The organism is Sediminibacterium sp. FW305-C-61, assembly GCF_058231065.1.
Map to the genome: position 1 here is coordinate 422,699 of NZ_JBIQXR010000003.1, position 19,349 is coordinate 442,047.

At 40.5% G+C, this 19,349-nt stretch carries 21 protein-coding genes; 9 read left to right on the top strand and 12 right to left on the bottom strand.

Annotation, left to right across the window (positions count from 1 at the left end; all coding sequences use genetic code 11):
• The first annotated feature begins 11 nt into the window (after positions 1-11).
• Genes ACH30E_RS10810 through ACH30E_RS10825 form a run of 4 tightly spaced genes read left to right on the top strand, consistent with a single transcriptional unit; the run spans position 12 to position 2,980 of the window.
• Positions 12-176 (top strand): hypothetical protein, encoded by a 165-nt coding sequence (locus ACH30E_RS10810; RefSeq protein ID WP_490824827.1) that lies wholly within the window; start codon positions 12-14, stop codon positions 174-176.
• Positions 176-796, top strand: coding sequence for a pyridoxamine 5'-phosphate oxidase family protein (locus ACH30E_RS10815; protein ID WP_294994939.1), 621 nt, complete (start codon positions 176-178; stop codon positions 794-796). Before ACH30E_RS10810 ends, ACH30E_RS10815 begins: the two co-directional genes overlap by 1 nt.
• Positions 793-2,046, top strand: coding sequence for a beta-ketoacyl-ACP synthase II (gene fabF, locus ACH30E_RS10820; protein WP_490824828.1), 1,254 nt, complete (start codon positions 793-795; stop codon positions 2,044-2,046). The genes ACH30E_RS10815 and fabF overlap by 4 nt, the downstream gene beginning before the upstream one ends.
• Positions 2,047-2,098: 52 nt before the next feature.
• On the top strand, positions 2,099-2,980 hold the full coding sequence (locus ACH30E_RS10825) for a helix-turn-helix domain-containing protein (RefSeq protein ID WP_490824829.1): 882 nt from the start codon (positions 2,099-2,101) through the stop codon (positions 2,978-2,980).
• 85 nt (positions 2,981-3,065) lie between these two features.
• On the opposite strand, the gene ACH30E_RS10830 is transcribed toward ACH30E_RS10825, so the two are convergent.
• Positions 3,066-5,333 (bottom strand): aconitate hydratase, encoded by a 2,268-nt coding sequence (locus ACH30E_RS10830; protein WP_294994931.1) that lies wholly within the window; start codon positions 5,331-5,333, stop codon positions 3,066-3,068.
• A 296-nt stretch (positions 5,334-5,629) separates the two neighbouring features.
• On the opposite strand from ACH30E_RS10830, the gene ACH30E_RS10835 reads away from it, so the two are divergent.
• The gene (locus ACH30E_RS10835; RefSeq protein WP_294994929.1) at positions 5,630-5,851 is read left to right on the top strand and encodes a PspC domain-containing protein; all 222 of its coding nucleotides are present in this window, start codon (positions 5,630-5,632) and stop codon (positions 5,849-5,851) included.
• Between the two features lie 117 nt (positions 5,852-5,968).
• On the opposite strand, the gene kdsA is transcribed toward ACH30E_RS10835, so the two are convergent.
• A complete protein-coding gene (kdsA, locus tag ACH30E_RS10840; RefSeq protein WP_490824830.1) occupies positions 5,969-6,790 on the bottom strand; it encodes a 3-deoxy-8-phosphooctulonate synthase in 822 nt (273 codons plus the stop codon).
• A gap of 172 nt (positions 6,791-6,962) precedes the next feature.
• Between kdsA and ACH30E_RS10845 the strand changes: the two genes are divergently transcribed.
• Positions 6,963-7,913, top strand: coding sequence for an NAD-dependent epimerase/dehydratase family protein (locus tag ACH30E_RS10845; RefSeq protein ID WP_294994923.1), 951 nt, complete (start codon positions 6,963-6,965; stop codon positions 7,911-7,913).
• A 165-nt stretch (positions 7,914-8,078) separates the two neighbouring features.
• On the opposite strand, the gene ACH30E_RS10850 is transcribed toward ACH30E_RS10845, so the two are convergent.
• Complete coding sequence (locus ACH30E_RS10850; protein ID WP_294994920.1) at positions 8,079-8,819, bottom strand: hypothetical protein; 741 nt, start codon at positions 8,817-8,819, stop codon at positions 8,079-8,081.
• Positions 8,820-8,836: 17 nt separating this feature from the next.
• Complete coding sequence (locus ACH30E_RS10855; protein ID WP_294994917.1) at positions 8,837-9,247, bottom strand: RrF2 family transcriptional regulator; 411 nt, start codon at positions 9,245-9,247, stop codon at positions 8,837-8,839.
• Positions 9,248-9,260: 13 nt separating this feature from the next.
• Here ACH30E_RS10855 and ACH30E_RS10860 point away from each other — a divergent pair, with 13 nt between their 5' ends.
• The gene (locus ACH30E_RS10860; RefSeq protein ID WP_490824831.1) at positions 9,261-9,893 is read left to right on the top strand and encodes a hypothetical protein; all 633 of its coding nucleotides are present in this window, start codon (positions 9,261-9,263) and stop codon (positions 9,891-9,893) included.
• Here ACH30E_RS10860 and dapB read toward each other — a convergent pair.
• From dapB to ACH30E_RS10885, 5 genes are all read right to left on the bottom strand, one after another.
• A complete protein-coding gene (dapB, locus tag ACH30E_RS10865) occupies positions 9,888-10,604 on the bottom strand; it encodes a 4-hydroxy-tetrahydrodipicolinate reductase (RefSeq protein WP_490824832.1) in 717 nt (238 codons plus the stop codon). The two genes, ACH30E_RS10860 and dapB, sit on opposite strands and share 6 nt — an antisense overlap.
• 17 nt (positions 10,605-10,621) lie before the next feature.
• On the bottom strand, positions 10,622-11,287 hold the full coding sequence (locus ACH30E_RS10870; protein ID WP_490824833.1) for a DUF5683 domain-containing protein: 666 nt from the start codon (positions 11,285-11,287) through the stop codon (positions 10,622-10,624).
• Between the two features lie 7 nt (positions 11,288-11,294).
• Positions 11,295-12,218, bottom strand: a complete 924-nt coding sequence (locus ACH30E_RS10875) for a ParB/RepB/Spo0J family partition protein (RefSeq protein WP_294994905.1) — start codon at positions 12,216-12,218, stop codon at positions 11,295-11,297.
• 101 nt (positions 12,219-12,319) lie between these two features.
• Complete coding sequence (locus ACH30E_RS10880; RefSeq protein ID WP_294994902.1) at positions 12,320-13,120, bottom strand: ParA family protein; 801 nt, start codon at positions 13,118-13,120, stop codon at positions 12,320-12,322.
• A 37-nt stretch (positions 13,121-13,157) separates the two neighbouring features.
• The gene (locus ACH30E_RS10885; RefSeq protein ID WP_294994899.1) at positions 13,158-13,838 is read right to left on the bottom strand and encodes a metal-dependent hydrolase; all 681 of its coding nucleotides are present in this window, start codon (positions 13,836-13,838) and stop codon (positions 13,158-13,160) included.
• A 242-nt stretch (positions 13,839-14,080) separates the two neighbouring features.
• Between ACH30E_RS10885 and ACH30E_RS10890 the strand changes: the two genes are divergently transcribed.
• Positions 14,081-15,334, top strand: a complete 1,254-nt coding sequence (locus tag ACH30E_RS10890; RefSeq protein ID WP_490824834.1) for a metallophosphoesterase — start codon at positions 14,081-14,083, stop codon at positions 15,332-15,334.
• Between the two features lie 76 nt (positions 15,335-15,410).
• Here ACH30E_RS10890 and ACH30E_RS10895 read toward each other — a convergent pair whose 3' ends face one another.
• Together ACH30E_RS10895 and ACH30E_RS10900 are read right to left on the bottom strand one after the other, a co-directional pair.
• Positions 15,411-15,983 carry a DUF2911 domain-containing protein gene (locus ACH30E_RS10895; protein ID WP_490824835.1) on the bottom strand — a complete coding sequence of 191 codons (573 nt, stop codon included), beginning with the start codon at positions 15,981-15,983 and terminating at the stop codon, positions 15,411-15,413.
• 36 nt (positions 15,984-16,019) lie between these two features.
• Positions 16,020-16,295, bottom strand: a complete 276-nt coding sequence (locus ACH30E_RS10900; protein WP_294994890.1) for a TIGR03643 family protein — start codon at positions 16,293-16,295, stop codon at positions 16,020-16,022.
• Between the two features lie 151 nt (positions 16,296-16,446).
• Here ACH30E_RS10900 and ACH30E_RS10905 point away from each other — a divergent pair, with 151 nt between their 5' ends.
• Positions 16,447-17,040: a porin family protein gene (locus tag ACH30E_RS10905; protein ID WP_294994887.1), complete on the top strand. Its 594-nt coding sequence runs from the start codon at positions 16,447-16,449 to the stop codon at positions 17,038-17,040.
• A 50-nt stretch (positions 17,041-17,090) separates the two neighbouring features.
• Here the strand turns inward: ACH30E_RS10905 and ACH30E_RS10910 are convergent, their stop codons facing one another.
• The gene (locus ACH30E_RS10910) at positions 17,091-19,319 is read right to left on the bottom strand and encodes a DUF4954 family protein (RefSeq protein WP_490824836.1); all 2,229 of its coding nucleotides are present in this window, start codon (positions 19,317-19,319) and stop codon (positions 17,091-17,093) included.
• Positions 19,320-19,349 lie beyond the last annotated feature (30 nt).

The window sequence follows — 19,349 nt, forward strand, 5'->3', positions numbered from 1 at the left end:
CACTATTTTATATGAATCAGCATAACATAAACCCAGACCTTATCGTAATGGCAGATGAGTGTGGTGATAGCTTATGGGAAACTGTGTTAAGTCAGGCAGATAATAAGCATAATGCAAATGAACCCAATAATGCATTACCAGTTCCAACTACAGAAACCACCAAAAATCACCAATAATGGCCAGGAATTTCGCTTCAATAGCATTTACCGATACCATTAAAGCAATGCAGGAAAAATATGGTAGCAGGTTGAGTTATGCCCGCATGGAAAAAGAAGTTTACCAGGAAGGGTTAACAGAAAATGAAATTCAATTTATTGAACAAAGAGATAGTTTTTATATAGCAAGTATTGGTGAACAGGCCTATCCTTATATACAACACAGGGGAGGCCCCAAAGGATTTGTAAAAGTGTTGGATAAGCATAAGTTCGGGTTTATTGATTTTAGCGGAAACCGGCAATACATATCTGTCGGAAATATTTCGGTAAACAATAAAGTTGCTTTAATCATGGTTGATTATCCTTCCAGGACCAGGTTGAAAATTTTAGCCAGAGCAACCATACTTGAACTGAAGGATCATCCGGAAATATTTAACCTGCTTAATCTTACAGATTATAAATTCAAGCCTGAAAGAATGATGGTATTCGAAGTAGAAGCTTACGACTGGAATTGTCCCCAACATATAACTCCCCGGTACACAATTGAGGAGATTGAAGAAGCATTTGCCGGACAGCGCGAACAGATCGTTAAATTGCAGGATGAAATTGCTTTACTTAAGCAAAAATTAAAAGAAAAATGACCAAAGAATTAAAGCGGGTAGTAATAACCGGAATGGGAGCAATTACACCATTAGGAAATTCAGTAGAAACATTTTGGGAAAATATAGTGGCAGGAAAAAGCGGAGTAGACTTGATCACAAAGTTTGATACCACTTTGTTTAAAACCAAATTCGCTGCTGAAGTAAAAGATTTTGATGCAGGATTGTATTTTGAAAAAAATGAAGCTAGAAAGTATGACCTTTTTACTCAATATGCTGTGGCAGCTGCAGAGGCTGCCATAAAAAATGCTTCCCTGAATTTTGATATTCTCAACAAAAATAAAATCGGCGTAATCTGGGGATCCGGTAATGGAGGCATCATCACTTTTCAGGATCAACTGGAAGACTTTTTCAAAAGCAATAAAAACCCCAGGTTCAATCCATATTTTATCCCTAAGATTATTGCCGATATACCTTCCGGCGTTATTTCCATACGACATGGTCTGAGAGGTTTAAATTTTTCTACCATATCGGCCTGTGCTTCTTCAACCACAGCCCTCATTGATGCGTTCAATTATATCCGTTGGGGAAAAGCTGATATTATTATTGCAGGAGGTTCAGAAGCAGCCATCAATGAAAGTGGGGTAGGAGGTTTCAATGCGTCTAAGGCTCTGAGTACAAACAATGAGAACCCACAACAGGCATCAAGACCTTTTGATACTAACAGAGATGGATTTGTAATGGGTGAAGGTGCTGGTGCCCTGGTTTTGGAGAGTCTGGAGAGTGCATTGAATCGCGGTGCTCATATTCTGGCAGAGATAGCAGGTGGAGGCATGGCAGCAGATGCCTATCATTTAACCGGCACACATCCTGAAGGAGAAGGGGCCTATCTTGGTATGATAGATGCATTGGAAGATGCAGGCATTAATCCTGGAGATATTGATTATATAAATGCACATGCTACTTCTACACCTTTGGGAGATGAAAGTGAATTAAGAGCTATTGAAAGGGTTTTTGGTAGGCGAAATGACCTGAACATCAGTGGCACCAAGTCAATGACAGGTCATTTATTGGGCGCTGCTGGTGCTATTGAAGCCATCATTGCCGTAAAATCTGTACAAGATAATATAGCGCCCCCTACCATCAATACAGTGGATGTAGAACCAGCCTGGAAAGATAAATTCAACCTTACACTGGGAAAAGCACAGCATAAAGAGATCAACTATGCGATGAGCAATACCTTTGGCTTTGGAGGGCATATTGCAACCCTTATTGTAAAAAAATATGGTTAAAATTTGCCTTAGTATTACGTTACCTGTCTCTCGCTAACTTTAAAATCAAACCATGCTTCAGCAATCTGCATTTACTCTTGTGAATAAGCAAAATGGAAATCTTGCTTTTAAATTATTTTCATTTGAAGATAACAGCCATTTTGATCATATACAGCGCAATAATTACTTTTCGCTAATATGGGTTAAGGAAGGAGCAGGGGTTCTAAAAGCAGATTTTTCTGAGTATCATTTTGAGTCAAATAGTTTATTTGCATTTTCTCCATATCAGCCTTATATGTTTGCTGAAAGTACCAACATAAAAGGAATAGCTATTTATTTCCATCCAGAGTTTTTCTGTATCTACAAACATGATCGCGAAGTTTCCTGTAATGGGGTGCTTTATAATAATATATATAACCCTCCCTTTGTTTCGGTAGACGACAAATCGGCAAATACTTTTCAACTATTGTGTGAGCAGATAAAAACAGAAATGCAAAACACGGAACTGGCCCAGTATGAATTACTTGTTTCTTATTTAAAGATATTTTTAATCACTGCATCCCGGCTTAAAGTACAGCAGCATCAGGATGTGTTCGATGAAAAGCAAACGGATAAAGAACCTTTTATCCTTCAAAAACTAAAAGATGCAATTGAAGCGCATTTTAAAACCAAACATGCACCGTCCGATTATGCTGAAATGCTTTATATCACACCCAAGGCACTGGCTAAAATAACTAAATCGCATTTCAATAAAACACTCAGCAGTATCATTAACGAAAGGATTATTATTGAAGCCAAACGAGAGTTATACCTCACTAATAAGACCGTCAAACAAATCGCCTACGAATTAGGTTATGATGATGAATACTATTTTAGCCGATTTTTTAAAGTAAATGCAGAAGTGTCGCCACAGATATACCGGGAAACTGTTGGTTATGCTAAAGCAATGGGATAGCAGGTGTTGATGGGAGATTTACATTTAAAATAAAAATCCCCCGATAAATTAGCGGGGGATTTTTTATTGGAAACAGGTTAAAGAATTAACCTGCCACTTGTTTGCGAATAATATTCAATGCACCACCTGCTTTAAACCATTCAATTTGTTGTTGGTTATAAGTATGGTTAACACTGATTTTGTCAGAAGAACCATCTGCATGGTGCAATACAACCGTTAATGGCTCACCTGGTGCAAATGAAGTAAGTCCTTCAATATCGATGGTATCATCTTCCTGAACTTTCTCGTAATCGTTTTTATCGGCAAAAGTCAGGGCAAGCATACCTTGTTTTTTCAGGTTGGTTTCATGGATACGGGCAAATGATTTAACCAGTATTGCACGAACACCTAAGTGACGGGGTTCCATGGCAGCGTGTTCTCTTGAAGAACCTTCACCATAGTTTTCATCACCTACCACGATTGAACCAATATTTGCTGCTTTGTAAGCACGCTGTGTAGCCGGTACTGGACCATATTCACCAGTCAATTGATTTTTAACTGAGTCGGTCTTTTCATTGAAAAAGTTCAATGCACCAATCAGCATATTGTTACTGATATTATCGAGGTGACCACGGAATTTCAACCATGGACCAGCCATTGAAATATGGTCAGTGGTACACTTGCCTTTTGCTTTGATCAGGAGTTTCAAACCTTTAAGGTCAGTTCCTTCCCATGCTGCAAAAGGATCAAGTAATTGTAAACGTTTAGAAGTAGGATCAACTGCCACCTGAACGCCACTACCGTCTGCAGCAGGTGCCTGGTAGCCGGCATCTTCAACTGCAAAACCACGCTGGGGTAATTCTTGTCCAGTTGGTTCATCCAATTTTACCTGCTCTCCTTTTTCATTGGTAAGTGTATCGGTAATTGGATTGAAAGTTAAATCACCTGCAATTGCCAGTGCTGTTACCAGTTCTGGTGAAGCAACAAAGGCAAGTGTATTTGGGTTACCGTCTGCACGCTTCGCGAAGTTTCTATTGAAAGAGTGTACAATGGTATTGCGTTCTGCTTTTTCGGCACCTACACGATCCCACATACCGATACATGGTCCGCAGGCATTGGCAAATACAGTTGCGCCAATTTCTCCAAAAATATCCAGGAAGCCATCACGTTCAATAGTATAACGTACTTGTTCACTACCAGGTGTAATGGTGTATTGTGCTTTTGTTTTCAATCCTTTTTCTTTTACCTGACGAGCAAGACTAACTGCGCGACTGATATCTTCATAAGAACTGTTGGTACAGCTACCAATCAAACCTACTTCTACTTTGGTAGGCCATCCATTGGCCGCGGCCATTTCTTTCATTTTAGAAATAGGTGTAGCCAAATCCGGAGTGAATGGTCCGTTCAGGTGTGGTTCCAATTCACTCAGGTTGATTTCAATAATTTGATCGAAATATTTTTCAGGATCTGCGTAAACTTCCGGATCAGCATTCAGGTAATCTTTCACACCATCGGCCATGCTTGCAACTTCCGCACGTCCTGTTGCTGATAAGTAACGGCTCATACTTTCATCATAACCAAAAGTAGAAGTGGTTGCACCGATTTCGGCACCCATATTACAAATGGTACCCTTACCAGTACAACTCATTGCACTTGCACCTTCACCAAAATATTCAACGATAGCACCAGTACCACCTTTTACTGTAAGGATACCTGCCACTTTCAGGATTACATCTTTAGGGGCAGTCCAGCCACTGAGTTTACCAGTAAGTTTAACACCAATCAGTTTGGGCCATTTGAGCTCCCAAGGTAATCCCGCCATAACATCACAAGCATCCGCACCACCAACACCGATTGCAATCATACCCAATCCACCTGCATTTACGGTATGTGAGTCTGTACCAATCATCATACCACCAGGGAAAGCATAGTTTTCCAATACTACCTGGTGAATGATACCCGCACCTGGTTTCCAGAAACCAATGCCATATTTGTTAGAAACAGAAGCCAGGAAGTCATACACTTCTTTGCTCTCTGCATTGGCTACTTCAAGGTCTTTTTTAGCTTCCAGTTTGGCAGTAATCAGGTGATCACAGTGTACAGTTGAAGGAACGGCCACTTTAGGTCTGCCTGCCTGCATAAACTGCAACAATGCCATCTGCGCTGTTGCATCTTGCATTGCTACGCGGTCTGGTGCAAAATCTACATAAGATTTACCTCTTTCAAAATTGCTAAGGGCTTGATCCTTATGCAGGTGGGCGAAAAGAATTTTTTCAGACAGGGTAAGCGGGCGTCCCAGCGCCTTACGTGCAGCATCTACCTTGGCAGGCATCTCGGCGTACACTTTCTTGATCATTTCAATGTCAAATGCCATGGAATAATAGTTTAATATTTTTGGATGTCAGATCTCAGATGTCAGATGTAAGGATGATTGAGGGTTTGGAATGGGTCAATCGATGTTTTACCTCTGATTGGGTGCAAAATTACGAAAAAAGAGGGTACGGTGGATGGCTTGTGGTTATCGTCTATGGGCATAGTTATAATTCAAAATTCAAAAATCAAAAGCTAGTGGCCGGACTATGGACCATGGACATAAACTAATCGACATTCGCGCTCTCATTCAACAAAATTTTCTATTTTGCAGTACAAGCCCCTTATCAACCGTAGATTATGCAAAAAATCAGAGAATTTTTAGAACTAAGGGCATTTGGTGTTTGCACCGCCATGGGGGAGAAGTTGGGAATCGCCAGCTCCAGGATCCGGATGTGGTTTATCTACATTTCCTTCCTCACCATGGGCTCGCCCGTAATCATCTATATGATCCTCGCTTTTTGGATCAATATCAAAAATTACATCCTCGCCGGAAGGAGAAACCCGTTGAGAAACTGGTAAAACAGACGAACAAAGGAACAGACGAACAGAGGAACAGAGGAATGTCCAATGTCCAATTTCCAAGTATATACTTCGACGTTGGATATTGGACATTGGACATTCCTCTGTTCCTCTGTTCTATACCGCTTTCCTAAGCTTTACCAGCTTTTCCAACAGTGGTTTTAACAGGTCTAGTTTGAGCATATTTGCGCCATCGCTTTTTGCTACAGCGGGGTTGGGGTGGGTTTCGATGAAAAGTCCATCAGCACCTGTGGCAATAGCAGCTTTGGCGATAGTGCCTATTAGTTGAGGGTTACCTCCGGTTACACCGGTGGTTTGATTGGGTTGTTGTAAAGAATGGGTACAATCCATGATTACCGGACAGCCATGTTCCTTCATCCAGGGAATATTACGATAATCAACTACCAGGTCCTGATAACCAAATGTAGTACCACGTTCGGTAAGCATGATTTGCTCATTACCCGCCAGTTTAATTTTATCAACCGCAAATTTCATGGATGGACCACTTAAGAACTGACCTTTTTTCACGTTTACAACCTTACCGGTTTCTGCTGCAGCAATCAGCAGGTCGGTTTGGCGACAGAGAAATGCTGGTATTTGAAGAATATCGATAAATGGCGCTGCCATTGCAGCCTCATCGTGTGCATGTATATCAGATGTGGTGGGTAATTTGTATGTATCTCCCACTTTTTTAATCAGGGATAAACCATTGTCGTCACCTATTCCGGTAAAAGAAGAAGCACTGGTACGATTAGCTTTGCGATAACTGGCTTTAAATACATAAGGAATACCAAGGTCCGCACAAATCTTTGATACGGTATCACCCACTTCCATTACCAGGTCTTCACTTTCTACTACACATGGACCAGCAATTAGGAAAAAATTATTGGCATCATATTGCTGGTGCTTGAACAGGTCGGCTAAATAGGAAGGAATCATGGTAGTTGTTTAGTAGGCAAAATTAAGGAAATGTTTTAGGTGAATGGTCAATGGTGAATTGTCAATACTGGAATCTGTTCTTCAGTATTCATCATTCACAATTAACAATTCACCATTCACCCAAAAACATTCCTGTTTTTTGTCTTTCTTTGTCCCTCTAAATCCGTATTGCATGTCGCAACAAAAAGAAAAAATTCTTGTTATTGGTGCTTCTGGTCAGATTGGGGTTGAATTGACAATGGCACTTCGCAAATTGTATGGCAATAATAATGTGATAGCTTCTGATTTACGCGAACAGAATCCTTTATTGGAAGGTACTGGTCCTTATGTGAGTCTGGATGTAATGAACAAGGAAATGTTACATGTCCAGGTTATCCGCCAGAACATTACGCAGATATATTTGCTGGCAGCGATTCTTTCTGCTACCGGAGAAAAAAATCCCAACCTTGCCTGGCACTTGAATATGCAGGGCTTATTGAATGTGCTCGATATTGCCCGTGAAGAGCAATTGACCAAAGTTTACTGGCCCAGCAGTATAGCAGTTTTCGGTCCTACTTCACCCAAACAAAATTGTCCGCAACAAACCATCATTGAACCCACTACTGTTTATGGTATCAGTAAGTATGCGGGTGAGTTCTGGTGCAATTACTATTTCCAGCGTTATGGTGTTGATGTAAGAAGTATTCGTTATCCAGGGTTAATCAGTTATAAGTCTGCCCCAGGTGGCGGAACAACAGATTATGCGGTTGAAATTTATCATGAAGCCCTGGAACATGGAAAATATAACTGCTTTCTCGAGGAAAATACTTACCTGCCTATGATGTATATGCCCGATGCTATTCGTGCAACGCTCGAATTAATGGAAGCCCCTGCTTCTAAAATAAATGTTCGAACATCTTATAATGTGGCCGGAATGAGTTTTTCACCAAAAGAAATAGGCGCTGAGATAGCCAAACATATTCCCGGATTCTCAATGGCTTATGCCCCAGACTATCGCCAGCAGATTGCCAATAGCTGGCCACAAAGCATCGACGATAGTGTTGCTGCAAGCGATTGGGGGTGGAAACCTGAGTATGATTTGTCTAAAATGACAAAAGACATGCTGGATAACCTGAAAAAATAGATAGTTGGTGCAACTTTTTTTACCCCGGTCGTATCATTATATACGATTTGACACCTGAAAGGATATCATTTCCATTTCAATCAAATCTTTACCGGGGGGTAAACTAAAAAGAGTCGCAATATTTTTTATTGCGACTCTTACTTTATAAATGAGGTCAGTATTTAATTAGAACCTGAAACCGATATTAATACCGGCTCCACGAATACCTGCCCAAGGGCCATCAGACTGAATACTTGCACCAGTAGAAGTTACAACAGCGTTTTTAAATTTAAATGGCGCTGCATCGATGCCATCCAATTCAGCTTTAACAGCATCTCTTTCCTGTTGAGTATTGAAAGCCTTGGTTACGGCAAGGGTACCGCTACTGCTTCCATAGTGACCACCAATGATCCAGATATCCAAAGTCAACACTTTGAAAATTCTGTGCTGGGTGCCGAACATAAGTCCACCACTGGTAGATTTTATTTTACCTGCAACTGGCGCTTCATCTGTTACATTAGTTGTACCATTATTATAGGTATACTTAACTGGCGCAGTAATATCGAAGCTGGCGAAACGCATATAAGGAGCCACATAGAATCCTCTCATATTGCCTTTTCCAAGGTAGATACGAACTTCAGGAGTAATAGCGGTATTACCCATCTGAAATTTGTTGAAATCGAAATCGGTACCGTCTACCAGGCTTTCAAATGTACTTTTGAAAGGAAGTGTTCCTTTAGCCATGGTTCTAAAACCAATTGCTGCTGAGAAGCGGTTGGTAAGTTTTCTTTCATAAGTAAAGTGAACGTTTTTGGCCACGAGAGAGCTCAGGTTCAGTTTTACAATGTTTTTTCCTTTTAACAACAAAGGAACCTGTGCTTCCGATACAAACGGAATACAGAGTAGGAGTACAAGCCATTTTTTCATACTGTTAGTTTTAGTGGTTACAATATAGCCAGGTCGGCTACAGTTTTATTTTCAAGCACTTTTAGGGTATTGTCTCTAACCTCAATCATGACTCTGTTCAACCCGCATTTTTTTTCATTGCAGTCATGACATTTTTCATAGAAATTCAAACTCACACAGGGCAGTAAAGCTATGGGTCCTTCGATCAGCCTCATTACAGTGGCTAAAGGGATTTTATGTGGCTCTACATTGAAAAAATAGCCACCCCCTTTGCCTTTTTTGCTTTCTAATAACCCCGCTTTCTTCAGTTCAAGCAGGATATTTTCCAGGAATTTCAAGGGTATTTTCTTTTTGCTGGCTATTTCAGCTATCAATACCGGCCCGTCTTTCTTGCGCTCCGCCATAAAGGTAAGGGCTTTAAAGGCATATTGTGTTTTTTTTGATAGCATAAAATGTTGATTAATGGAATATTCTAATAGCCCCTCGAATAATTTTAATAAAAGGTTATTACCGGGCTATGAAAATAAACTGGCCAAAAATGATTTTCTTTACAAAGAAATCAATCCCATGCGAAAAATATCAAAACTTTCTTTATTTCTCCTATTAGCACTCGTATTTTCTTCTGAAACAGAAGCACAAATCATTAAAAGGCCCAGGGCACTTTTATTCGGTAACATGGCTTATGTATCGCCATATGGTGCAGGTCTGGATGCTAATTATCGTGGTGGTGTTGCTGGAGAATTTGGCGGTGGACTCGGTCTGGGTAAAACCATGCTCACTGGTAGCATCGGATATCAACTTATCAGCAGTCGCTCAGGAGTGGCAGCAGGAAATCTGCGGATCATTCCTATTAAAGTTGGCATCAGGCGCTATCTTGTTGGGAGCATTTTTCTGCAAGCCAATGGTGGTATTGCTTCACAGAGTTATGCGCACAATGGACCCAGCGGATCATCCTTTGTATATGAATTAGGTGGTGGATTGAAACTCCTGAAATTATTAGAGTTACAGCTTACCACAAATAGCTGGAAACAACCATCGGCATCAGCAAGATCAAATGCATTGTTTTTTAAAGCAGGCTGGTCTATCAGGCTATAAACCCAATACCTCCTTCATACCCAATACACCTTTGTGCTGTATGGCATATTCAGCGGCCAGTACTGCACCGCCCGCAAAACCTTTTCGGTTGTGTGCGGTATGAATGATTTCTATGTCATCAATGGGTGAACTGTATTTTATTTTATGTGTGCCGGGTGCTGGATCAATTCTTTCAGAAATGATGGTAAGTGCTTCTTTCTCTGTTGAAGCTTCATTCGTCCAATGTTTTTTGGTTGGAATGGAAGCCATGATTTGTTCTGCTAATGTAATAGCAGTTCCGCTTGGTGCATCTTTTTTTTGAGTATGATGAATCTCTTCCATAGACACATCATAATCTGTGTGCTTACTCATTAATTTGGCAAGCTGTTGATTGATTTCAAAGAATAGATTTACACCGATGCTGTAATTACTTGCATAAACCAATGTGCCATTTTGTTGGATACAATATTGTTTTGCTTCATCAAATTTTTCAAGCCAACCGGTTGAACCACAAACTACGGGCAGTCCTAGTTCCAAACATTTCATTACGTTGGTGAATGCACTGTGTGGACTGGTAAACTCAATTGCCACATCTGCTTTGGCAGCATTTGCTGCGTTGAGTTCATCGGCATTGTCGAGGTCTACCTTGAGGGTAATGGTATGTCCTTTCGCTACTGCAATTTCTTCAATGGCTTTACCCATTTTACCGTATCCAACTAAAATTATATTCATTACACAGGTTTGAATGGTTATCTTATGTTAACTGGTTTTTTATTCGGTTGTTTTAAATTCATGACCAGACCAAATCCTGGCGATTTTGTTACAGGATTAAATGTTGGTGTAACCTGCATGCTTAGGTCGCTGCTCACATCAAAATGTTTGAGGTGCGCAAAAACGGTTGCATCTGCAATTTGTAATCCATAAGCTATAATAAACCAAAGGATAGAATAATCCCGGTCGCGGCGAAACGCATTTCGGTAACTCTGTACCGATGAAATACTTAGGCCCTGCAATTGCGGATCTATTTTCCAGTAATCTGTACTATCCCTATTTGGTACGGGCAACTGTGCCTTAAACAAAGCTTCATAAGCAAACTTTGTTTTTTTGTACATGTTGTTATTATAGAAGAAGGTAATGGTAGGAATGGCCAGAATGCCATACACCACCGGTATCTTCCAGTATTGTTTGTTGTATGCCTGTCCCCAGCCCGGTAATAATGCTCTTCTGGTAGCTATTTTAGGAATATGCGGTTTAACAGGTTTCTTCATCTTTGCCAGGCTGTCTTTTTGCACTGTGGTATCGGCTAAGTTGAATGCAGAACTGCCAGCGAGCTGTTCTTTATCAGATTGCGCGTGGAGATTTGAAAGCCCGGTAATGAGGGCAACAGATAGTATGAAGGACCTTAATACACCCATTTAGCTATTAACTCACCGTTACATTCATGGCATCGAGTATCTTATTGAGTTCTTCCAATGAATAATATTCGATGGTGATACTGCCATAACCTTTTTTGTTATGTACCATTTTCACTTTGGTGGCAAAGTGTGATGCTAAGTTATCTTCAATTTTTTTGTAAGCGGGCGGAAGATCTGATTTTGCCGAAGATTTAACAGGTTCATTTTTTTCTGCCTGGTAGAGTTTACGTACCAGTTCTTCGGTTTGTCTAACGCTTAATCCGCGTTGCTGAATTTCTTTATAAACGAATAATTGTTTATCAATGGTATCGATATTAACGAGTGCCCTGGCATGTCCCATGCTAAGGTTTCCGCTTCTAACTGCCAGTTGAATATCAGGAGGTAATTTTAGCAGACGGATATAGTTGGTAACCGTACTTCTTTCTTTCCCCATTCTCTCAGCCACCTGCTCTTGTGTATAACTGAGTTCATCCATCATACGCTTATAGCTGAGGGCTATTTCAACCGCATTCAGGTTTTCTCTCTGTAAATTCTCTAAGAGTGCAAGCTCAAGTAATTGCTGGTCGTTGGCCTGACGTATATAAACTGGTACGTCTTTTAATCCAGCCAGTTTTGCAGCACGAAAACGGCGTTCGCCTGCAATTAGCTGGTATTTATTATTCGCTAATTTAGAAACAGTAAGCGGCTGAATAATATCATGCAGTTTCAATGATTCTGCCAACTCCTTCAAAGCCTGCTCATCAAAATCGCGACGGGGTTGTTTAGGGTTAATCTGTATGTCTGCTAAAGGGATACGACTGATATGGGTAACCTGCTCAACAACATCTGTCTTCAAAGTACCGGCCGTAGTCTTAAGATCCGCATCAATATTCTGCAACAAAGAACGAAGTCCCTTGCCAATGAGTTCTTTATTTTGTTTTGGGTTGGTCATGGTTTTGTTTTTTGGAAGGGTATTGGGAGTCAATGGTAAATAGTCCATAGCGCATAGTAGCAAGAAGGTTTTACCATGGACTATGGACTATCGACTATGGTCTACTCAATTATCCTCTCCTCATTCGACATTTTAGTTAAGCCATTATTTTGCAGTATCTCTTTTGCCAGATTCAGGTAATTGATGGCACCTTTACTTTCTGCATCATATAGTATCACCGGTTTACCTACGCTGGGTGATTCGCTCAGGCGGGTATTTCTGTGTATGATGGTAGAGAAAACCATTTCATCGAAATGTCTTCTAACTTCACTCACGACCTGATTACATAAACGTAAACGGCCGTCGTACATAGTCATCAAAATGCCTTCTATCTGTAATTCCGGGTTTAATCGGCTTTGAACAATTTTAATGGTGTTCAGGAGTTTACCCAAACCTTCCAGCGCAAAAAATTCACATTGTACAGGAACAATTACGCTGTCGGATGCTACCAGTGAATTCACGGTAATTAAGCCGAGTGAAGGAGAGCAGTCGATGATGATGAAGTCGTATTTATCCTTCACTGCATCAAGTATCCCTTTCATAACATTCTCACGGTTGGGATAATTGATCATTTCAATTTCCGCACCAACGAGGTCGATATGTGAAGGGATGATATCCAGGTTGGGTATTTCACTTTTCAGGATTACATCTGCAGCAATCGTATTATTCACCATACAGTCGTATAAACTGCTGGTAATATTGTGCAGATCAAAGCCTACACCAGTGGTGCTGTTTGCCTGAGGATCGGCATCAACCAGTAATGTTTTGAATTCTAAAACAGCAAGGCTGGCTGCCACATTAATGGCAGTGGTCGTTTTACCGACGCCTCCTTTCTGATTAGCAACTCCAATAATTCTCGCCATAATTGTCTCTTGTTCGTATGTACGAACTTTTTATAAGTTATAAGTCTATCGCTGTTCCGATTGCAGGAAGAAATAATTCCTTACCTGCTGCTGCAAATGCTTGTTGTGCCGCAGTTTTATCAATTTTAATAAAACCGAAAGTATCGTAATGTACGCCAACCACTTTTTTGCATTGTACAAAATCTGCACATCTTACTGCGTCGGCAACATCCATCGTGAAATTATCACCTATTGGCAGTACACAGAAATCAAGTTTACTCCAGGATGGTATTAATTGCATATCCAAAGTAAGTGCAGTATCTCCGCTGTAATAGAAATTACCTTCTTCTGTTATAAAAAGAAATCCCATTGGATTACCCCCATAACTCCCATCTGGTAAACTACTGCTGTGTTGTGCCACTACGCATTTTACTGTGCCAAAATCAAAGGACCATTTGCCACCTGTATTCATGGGGTGTGATTTTTCAACACCTTGTTTTTGTAACCACTCATGCACTTCCCATGCTGATACTACCTGACAACCTGTTCTTTTGGCAATCGAAACAGCATCGGCTACATGATCAGTATGACCATGCGACAGAAAAATATAGTCTGCCTGAATGGAGTTTACATCGATATCTTTTGCCAGTTCATTATAAGTAATAAACGGGTCGAAAAGGATTTTTTTTCCCTTCACTTCCACCTGAAAACAGGAATGTCCATAATAAGTCAGTTTCATATCCGCCTAAGTTTTGAAGGAGGTCAAAAATACGGTTTCGGGCATATCTTTTGAAAGAATCTTATCCATAGGGGCGGGGCTTAGTCCTTGGTCATTAGTCAATGGTCGATAGTCCATAGACCATAGGAGGGCAATAATGGTTGAATGTGCTGAAATTGAGTAGTTACCATGGACCATGGACTATAACCCAAAATGCAATATTTTCATCCCCTGGTCGTCTACATATAAGATAAATCAACTACATGCGTAACGCGGGAACACTTTGGATCATAGCATTGATCATGCTTTTATTGGATTTTTATGTATTTCAGGCGGTACGTACCGTGTCACAGAATCTCTCTGAAAGGGCCAGGTTTTGGGTAGCGGTTGGGTATTGGGTATTTTCTGTGCTGGCAATACTGGCATTGATTTCCTTCCCTTATGTGCAGGCTTTCCAGGCTTCCCGCTTTTACCGTAATTATGTTTTTGCTATCCTGGTGGGCCTGTTTTTTGCCAAGCTGGTAGCGGCTATTTTCTTCTTTTCCGACGATTTACGCCGCATGGTACTTTGGCTCATGAGCAAAATATTTCCAGGTACAGGTGCTCAATATATGAACAATAATGGCGGTGGAATACCCCGGTCAACCTTTCTTAGCTGGCTGGGTATAGGCGTAGGAAGCTCCCTTTTTGGCACACTATTATATGGATTTAGTAATAAATATAATTACCAGGTAAAAAGAATCAAGCTCAAATTCCCCAATCTACCTGCCGCATTTAATGGATTTAAACTGGTGCAGATTAGTGATGTGCACAGCGGCAGCTTCCAGAATAAAAAGGCGGTTAACCATGGTATTGACCTGATTTTACAAGAAAACCCCGATCTGATCCTTTTTACCGGCGACCTGGTAAACGACAGGGCCAGTGAAATGGATGAATACAAACCCATTTTTGCCCGGCTAAAAGCTCCGATGGGTGTTTATAGCACATTGGGTAACCACGATTATGGCGATTATGTAGCATGGCCAACCCCGGCAGAAAAAATGGCTAACCTGGATGCATTGAAACAGGTTCATGCTGATATGGGGTGGCGACTGCTGATGAATGAACATGTGAAGCTGGAAAGAAATGGCGAACAAATTGCCCTACTTGGTATAGAAAACTGGGGCGCAAAAGGTCGTTTCCCCAAATACGGTAAAATGAACGAAGCCTACCCCGGCACAGAAACCATACCTTTTAAAATATTGATGAGTCATGATCCAAGTCATTGGGACGCCGAGGTAAGAACCAGTTACCCGGATATAGACCTCATGCTCTCCGGACATACACATGGCATGCAATTCGGTATCGAAAACCCTTATTTCCGCTGGAGCCCTGTACAATGGATGTACAAGCAATGGGCTGGATTATACGAAGAGGGAAAACAAAAACTCTACGTAAACAGAGGCTTCGGCTTTATCGGTTACCCCGGCAGGGTGGGGATATTGCCGGAGATTACGGTGATTGAATTGGAGATGTGAATTGTCAATGGTGAATGGTGAATATAGATGGTGCTGCTTGAGCTATTGACCATTCACCATTGACAATTCACATCTCCTACAATTTCACCGGTAAAATAAGTTTCAAGTACTCCCATGCTATTGTAATAGCCGCATCCTTACCCTGCTTTTCAATGTCATAGGTAAGTCGTTGGGTCATTTTGTTTTTCAGGGGTTTAACTTTTACCCGAACAAGGTCTTCTGCAGCATTGTATTCATCTGCAAGGTGTTGCTTATTTCTGGAGTTGATGATGATGATCCACTCATTTTTACCCGGGATAGTAAAGAGGGCATATTTTCCTTTAGGAATTTTTTTGCCACCAATGGTTACCGGAGTTGAGAAGTCGACCGTAGTAGCATTATGTGCACCAGTAGCCCAAACCTGGTCATAAGCTACTAATCCGCCCCAGATCATCCTGCCTTTTACACCTGGTGAACCATATTCGATATGAATATGCGTGTTATTGATCGTTTCCATGGTCACTCTTTTTGGACTGCTTTTCATGGTGTCTTTGGCAGTCAAGCCATTATTTACACTGTCTGCATACCCATTTCCAGCCATGTGGTTGTGTTGGGCATTAATAGTAATAGACAGGATTGAAAAAAGAGTAAGCATGAAGAAGGTTCGCATAAACTGGGTGGTTTATACAAATAAACGAATTATGTACTATCGTTTACTAATCTTATTTCGACTGATATTTCTTTGCCGGGTGCATTTAAAACGTTTAATGGAGGATGTTCTAAGCATCGCATGCTTGGTATTTCTTCCCTTCATTCTCTTTCTCCATAAACGGAAACTAGTTTTTTTACTGAATTGGCGCATCAGCTCAATCACCTCCTGTTCTTTCAAACCAAACTGAAAATGGATGGCTTCAAATGGGGTACGGTCTTCCCAGGCCATTTCTATAATTCTATCAATATTCAGATCCGTTAAATGTTCCATAAAGCTTTAACAATTACAATAAGAAATCGTTTAGTACGTTAACACTATATCCATATTTTTAGTTATAAGACAACGATTTAAGGCTGTCTGGTGTCTGATTGGGGAAGTTTGGCACGGTCATTGAAATGTTAGGGAGTATAAAATAAACCTTATGAAGAAGAAATTAATTTTAGCAGTGTTTACGGTAACAGTGTTAGCCGTTTCCACACAGGCACAGGGTATCAGGCTGGGCGCCAAATTAGGGGCTAACTTAAACAAGGTATCCGGACAGTCATTCAGCGACGGATTTGACCTCGCTTACCACGTTGGTGGATTCCTTGAAATAGATTTTAATAAAAAATGGGGTATCCAGCCGGAGGTATTATGGAGCCAGACTGCTACCAAGCGTTCCAGTTTCAATACCATTTATGCCAGTGAAATAAATCCTTTTAATAATCAGGAGAAAATCAAGCTCGACTACCTGAGTATCCCAATTTTATTGCGTTATAATGTTGGAAGCATACTTACTTTAAACCTTGGTCCACAGTTTGGTATTTTGCTGAATCAGGATAAATCATTATTGCAGAATGGCGAATCTGCTTTTAAAACTGGGGATTTTTCGATGGTCGCTGGTGGACAGCTAAACTTTAAAGTATTGCGTATATATGGTAGGTATAATATTGGCCTGCAAAACATCAATGATATCGATAATAAAGATAAATGGACAAATCAACAGATCCAATTGGGTCTGGGTTTGAGGTTTTAAGATCCAATATCCATCAGGGTTTTAAACCAGGGGTAATCTTCTTTCGAAGGTTACCCTTTTATTTTGAAGGTCTTTTTTACCCCTGCGATTTCCTGTTTAAAATCTGCCAGCTCTTTCATTTGCTGTTGAATAAAACTGTTGTCTTCTAACTTGCCAATCACCGCATTCATTTCAGCCATATTCTCATACACCATTTTACGATAAGGGTTTTGATAGTCTTTGGCCCTTGCATCATAAATTCCCTTGGTCATCCATTCTTTGGTGGTTATTGCATCAGTAAGCAATTGAGATAGCTGGTGCTGGTTTATCTTTTTTAAATTTAAACCACTTATTTCTGCCAATGCAGCAAGTGCATGTGCCGTTTTGTTGGAGGCATATTTGTTACCCAGTAAAATATAATGGGCATGTACTTCATCCCATGATTTTATTTTACCAGACCTTATTCTTTCTTTTAGCTGTTGTAATTCTTCCTCTGTTACAAGTTGACCGCCCAGGTTTACCCAATTGGTTTTTTTGGTTTTTGCAGGAAGAGCAGCCAAAAGCGTATCTAGCGATTTTATCTTTTGTTCTTTAACCAGTTTCAATAAATGTAATGTGCCATAATAATGAATCAGTTCCCGAAACAGATGATATGCCATACGCACTTTTATCAGGATTACTTTTCTTTTGCTATTTTCAAATCCGTCAACAGTTATTTCAAGTTCATCTACCAACTTATCACCGCTTGATAATAATTGTTTTCCGATTTTGGCGGCTTCTGCTGGGGTTAAAACTGTTTTCGCTTTGTTGTGTTGTGTATGATATGCCCTGCCTGTTGCTTCCTCCATAATAGTGAGGGCAGTAAATAATTCGTTGATGGTATCCGGCGCCAGATAGTCGTATTCGATATTTTGTATCCTTTCGGTTCTTTTGTCTCTGTCAACATATTTCCAGGCATTTCTTGCAAGGGCATACATATTGTAACGAAACCAATAGCCCGGCATAATAACCAGTTGATCCTTGCTTACATCATTGCTTACAAGTGAGAATGGGAGTTGGATATTTAATTCGGCAGGGTAGTCGCCTTTGGTAAGAATGGTAAAGCCCGCAAATACAGAATTGTGTTTTAAGCTAACACAGAGTCCAGGCCAGAAACCTCTTCCCATAATGATTTCGCCATCCGCACCGCGACTATTATGGTTTGAGCCAATAGTAGCACCGGCGGCAATATTACTCTGACCCATTACGAGTGAAGCGCAGAGGAATGAATTGTTATGGTGTTGTTCGTATGCGGGGAAGATTAAAGAGTTTAATACTTCACAGCAGGAAATGGTGGCATTATGACCAAGGTATGAGTTGATAAGTCTAGCACCGTATTTCAACTGTGAGTGGGAAGCCATGATAAAGCGAACGGCTTTAACCCCATAAAACATTTTACAACCAAATCCAATAATGCCATTCACTGCTTCACAGCCTTCGCCAATCTGGGTACGACCTTCCTCTCCTGAGTTTACCGTAAGGTTTTTTAGTTTGTTCGCACCTTTTATATAAGCGTCTGTGCCGATCCAAACATCCTTAAGGATATTACAGTTTTTGATTACAGTACGATCACCAATCTTGCCGTAATAACCTCTTTTATTATCGTAGCGAGCTTCTGTAAAATCCCTGAATTTATCCTGTAAAATTTTGTCGTGTTTATCCCTGCTCCATAAGAAAGCATCGCCTGCGAGCATTCCGTTAAAGGGTAATACCCTTCTTCCGGTGTTTTCATTGCAGATTTCCATCCAAATCCTTACCTCTTCTGATTCTCCCTGTTTTACTATTCCGTTTCCGAATTTGGCATGGTTTGTTGAAACAACTTCATTTACATTGGTAATGATTACTTCACTGCCAATAATATAGTGAGAGAGATAGTTCACATTATCAATACAAACATTATCTCCAAAATCGCAACTGATGATGGTGGAATTGTAAAGTCCAACAGGCACTTTCAAATCACTAAACCCTAAGCAAAATGGTTCCAGTTTACCAATGCGAACCAATCCGAAGAATTTGCAGTTTTTAACCAGTTCAGGATTAAAAGCATCTGATACCAATATTTTGGTCCAATCATCACTGGTATTTCTGTTTCGCACCAATACTTCTATTTCATAAGCATTGAGCATGCGATAAGTTATACCATTGCGGTTTTGCATGTTCCTTAAATAGTACTCATTCTTACCTTTTGGAAGGTATTCTGGTCCAAGGAAATGATAACCGAGAGAAGATATAGGTGTTTTGGTAATCTTATTTTGCGTCATGCACTGGTTGGTTTTGGTGCTTGAAATGAA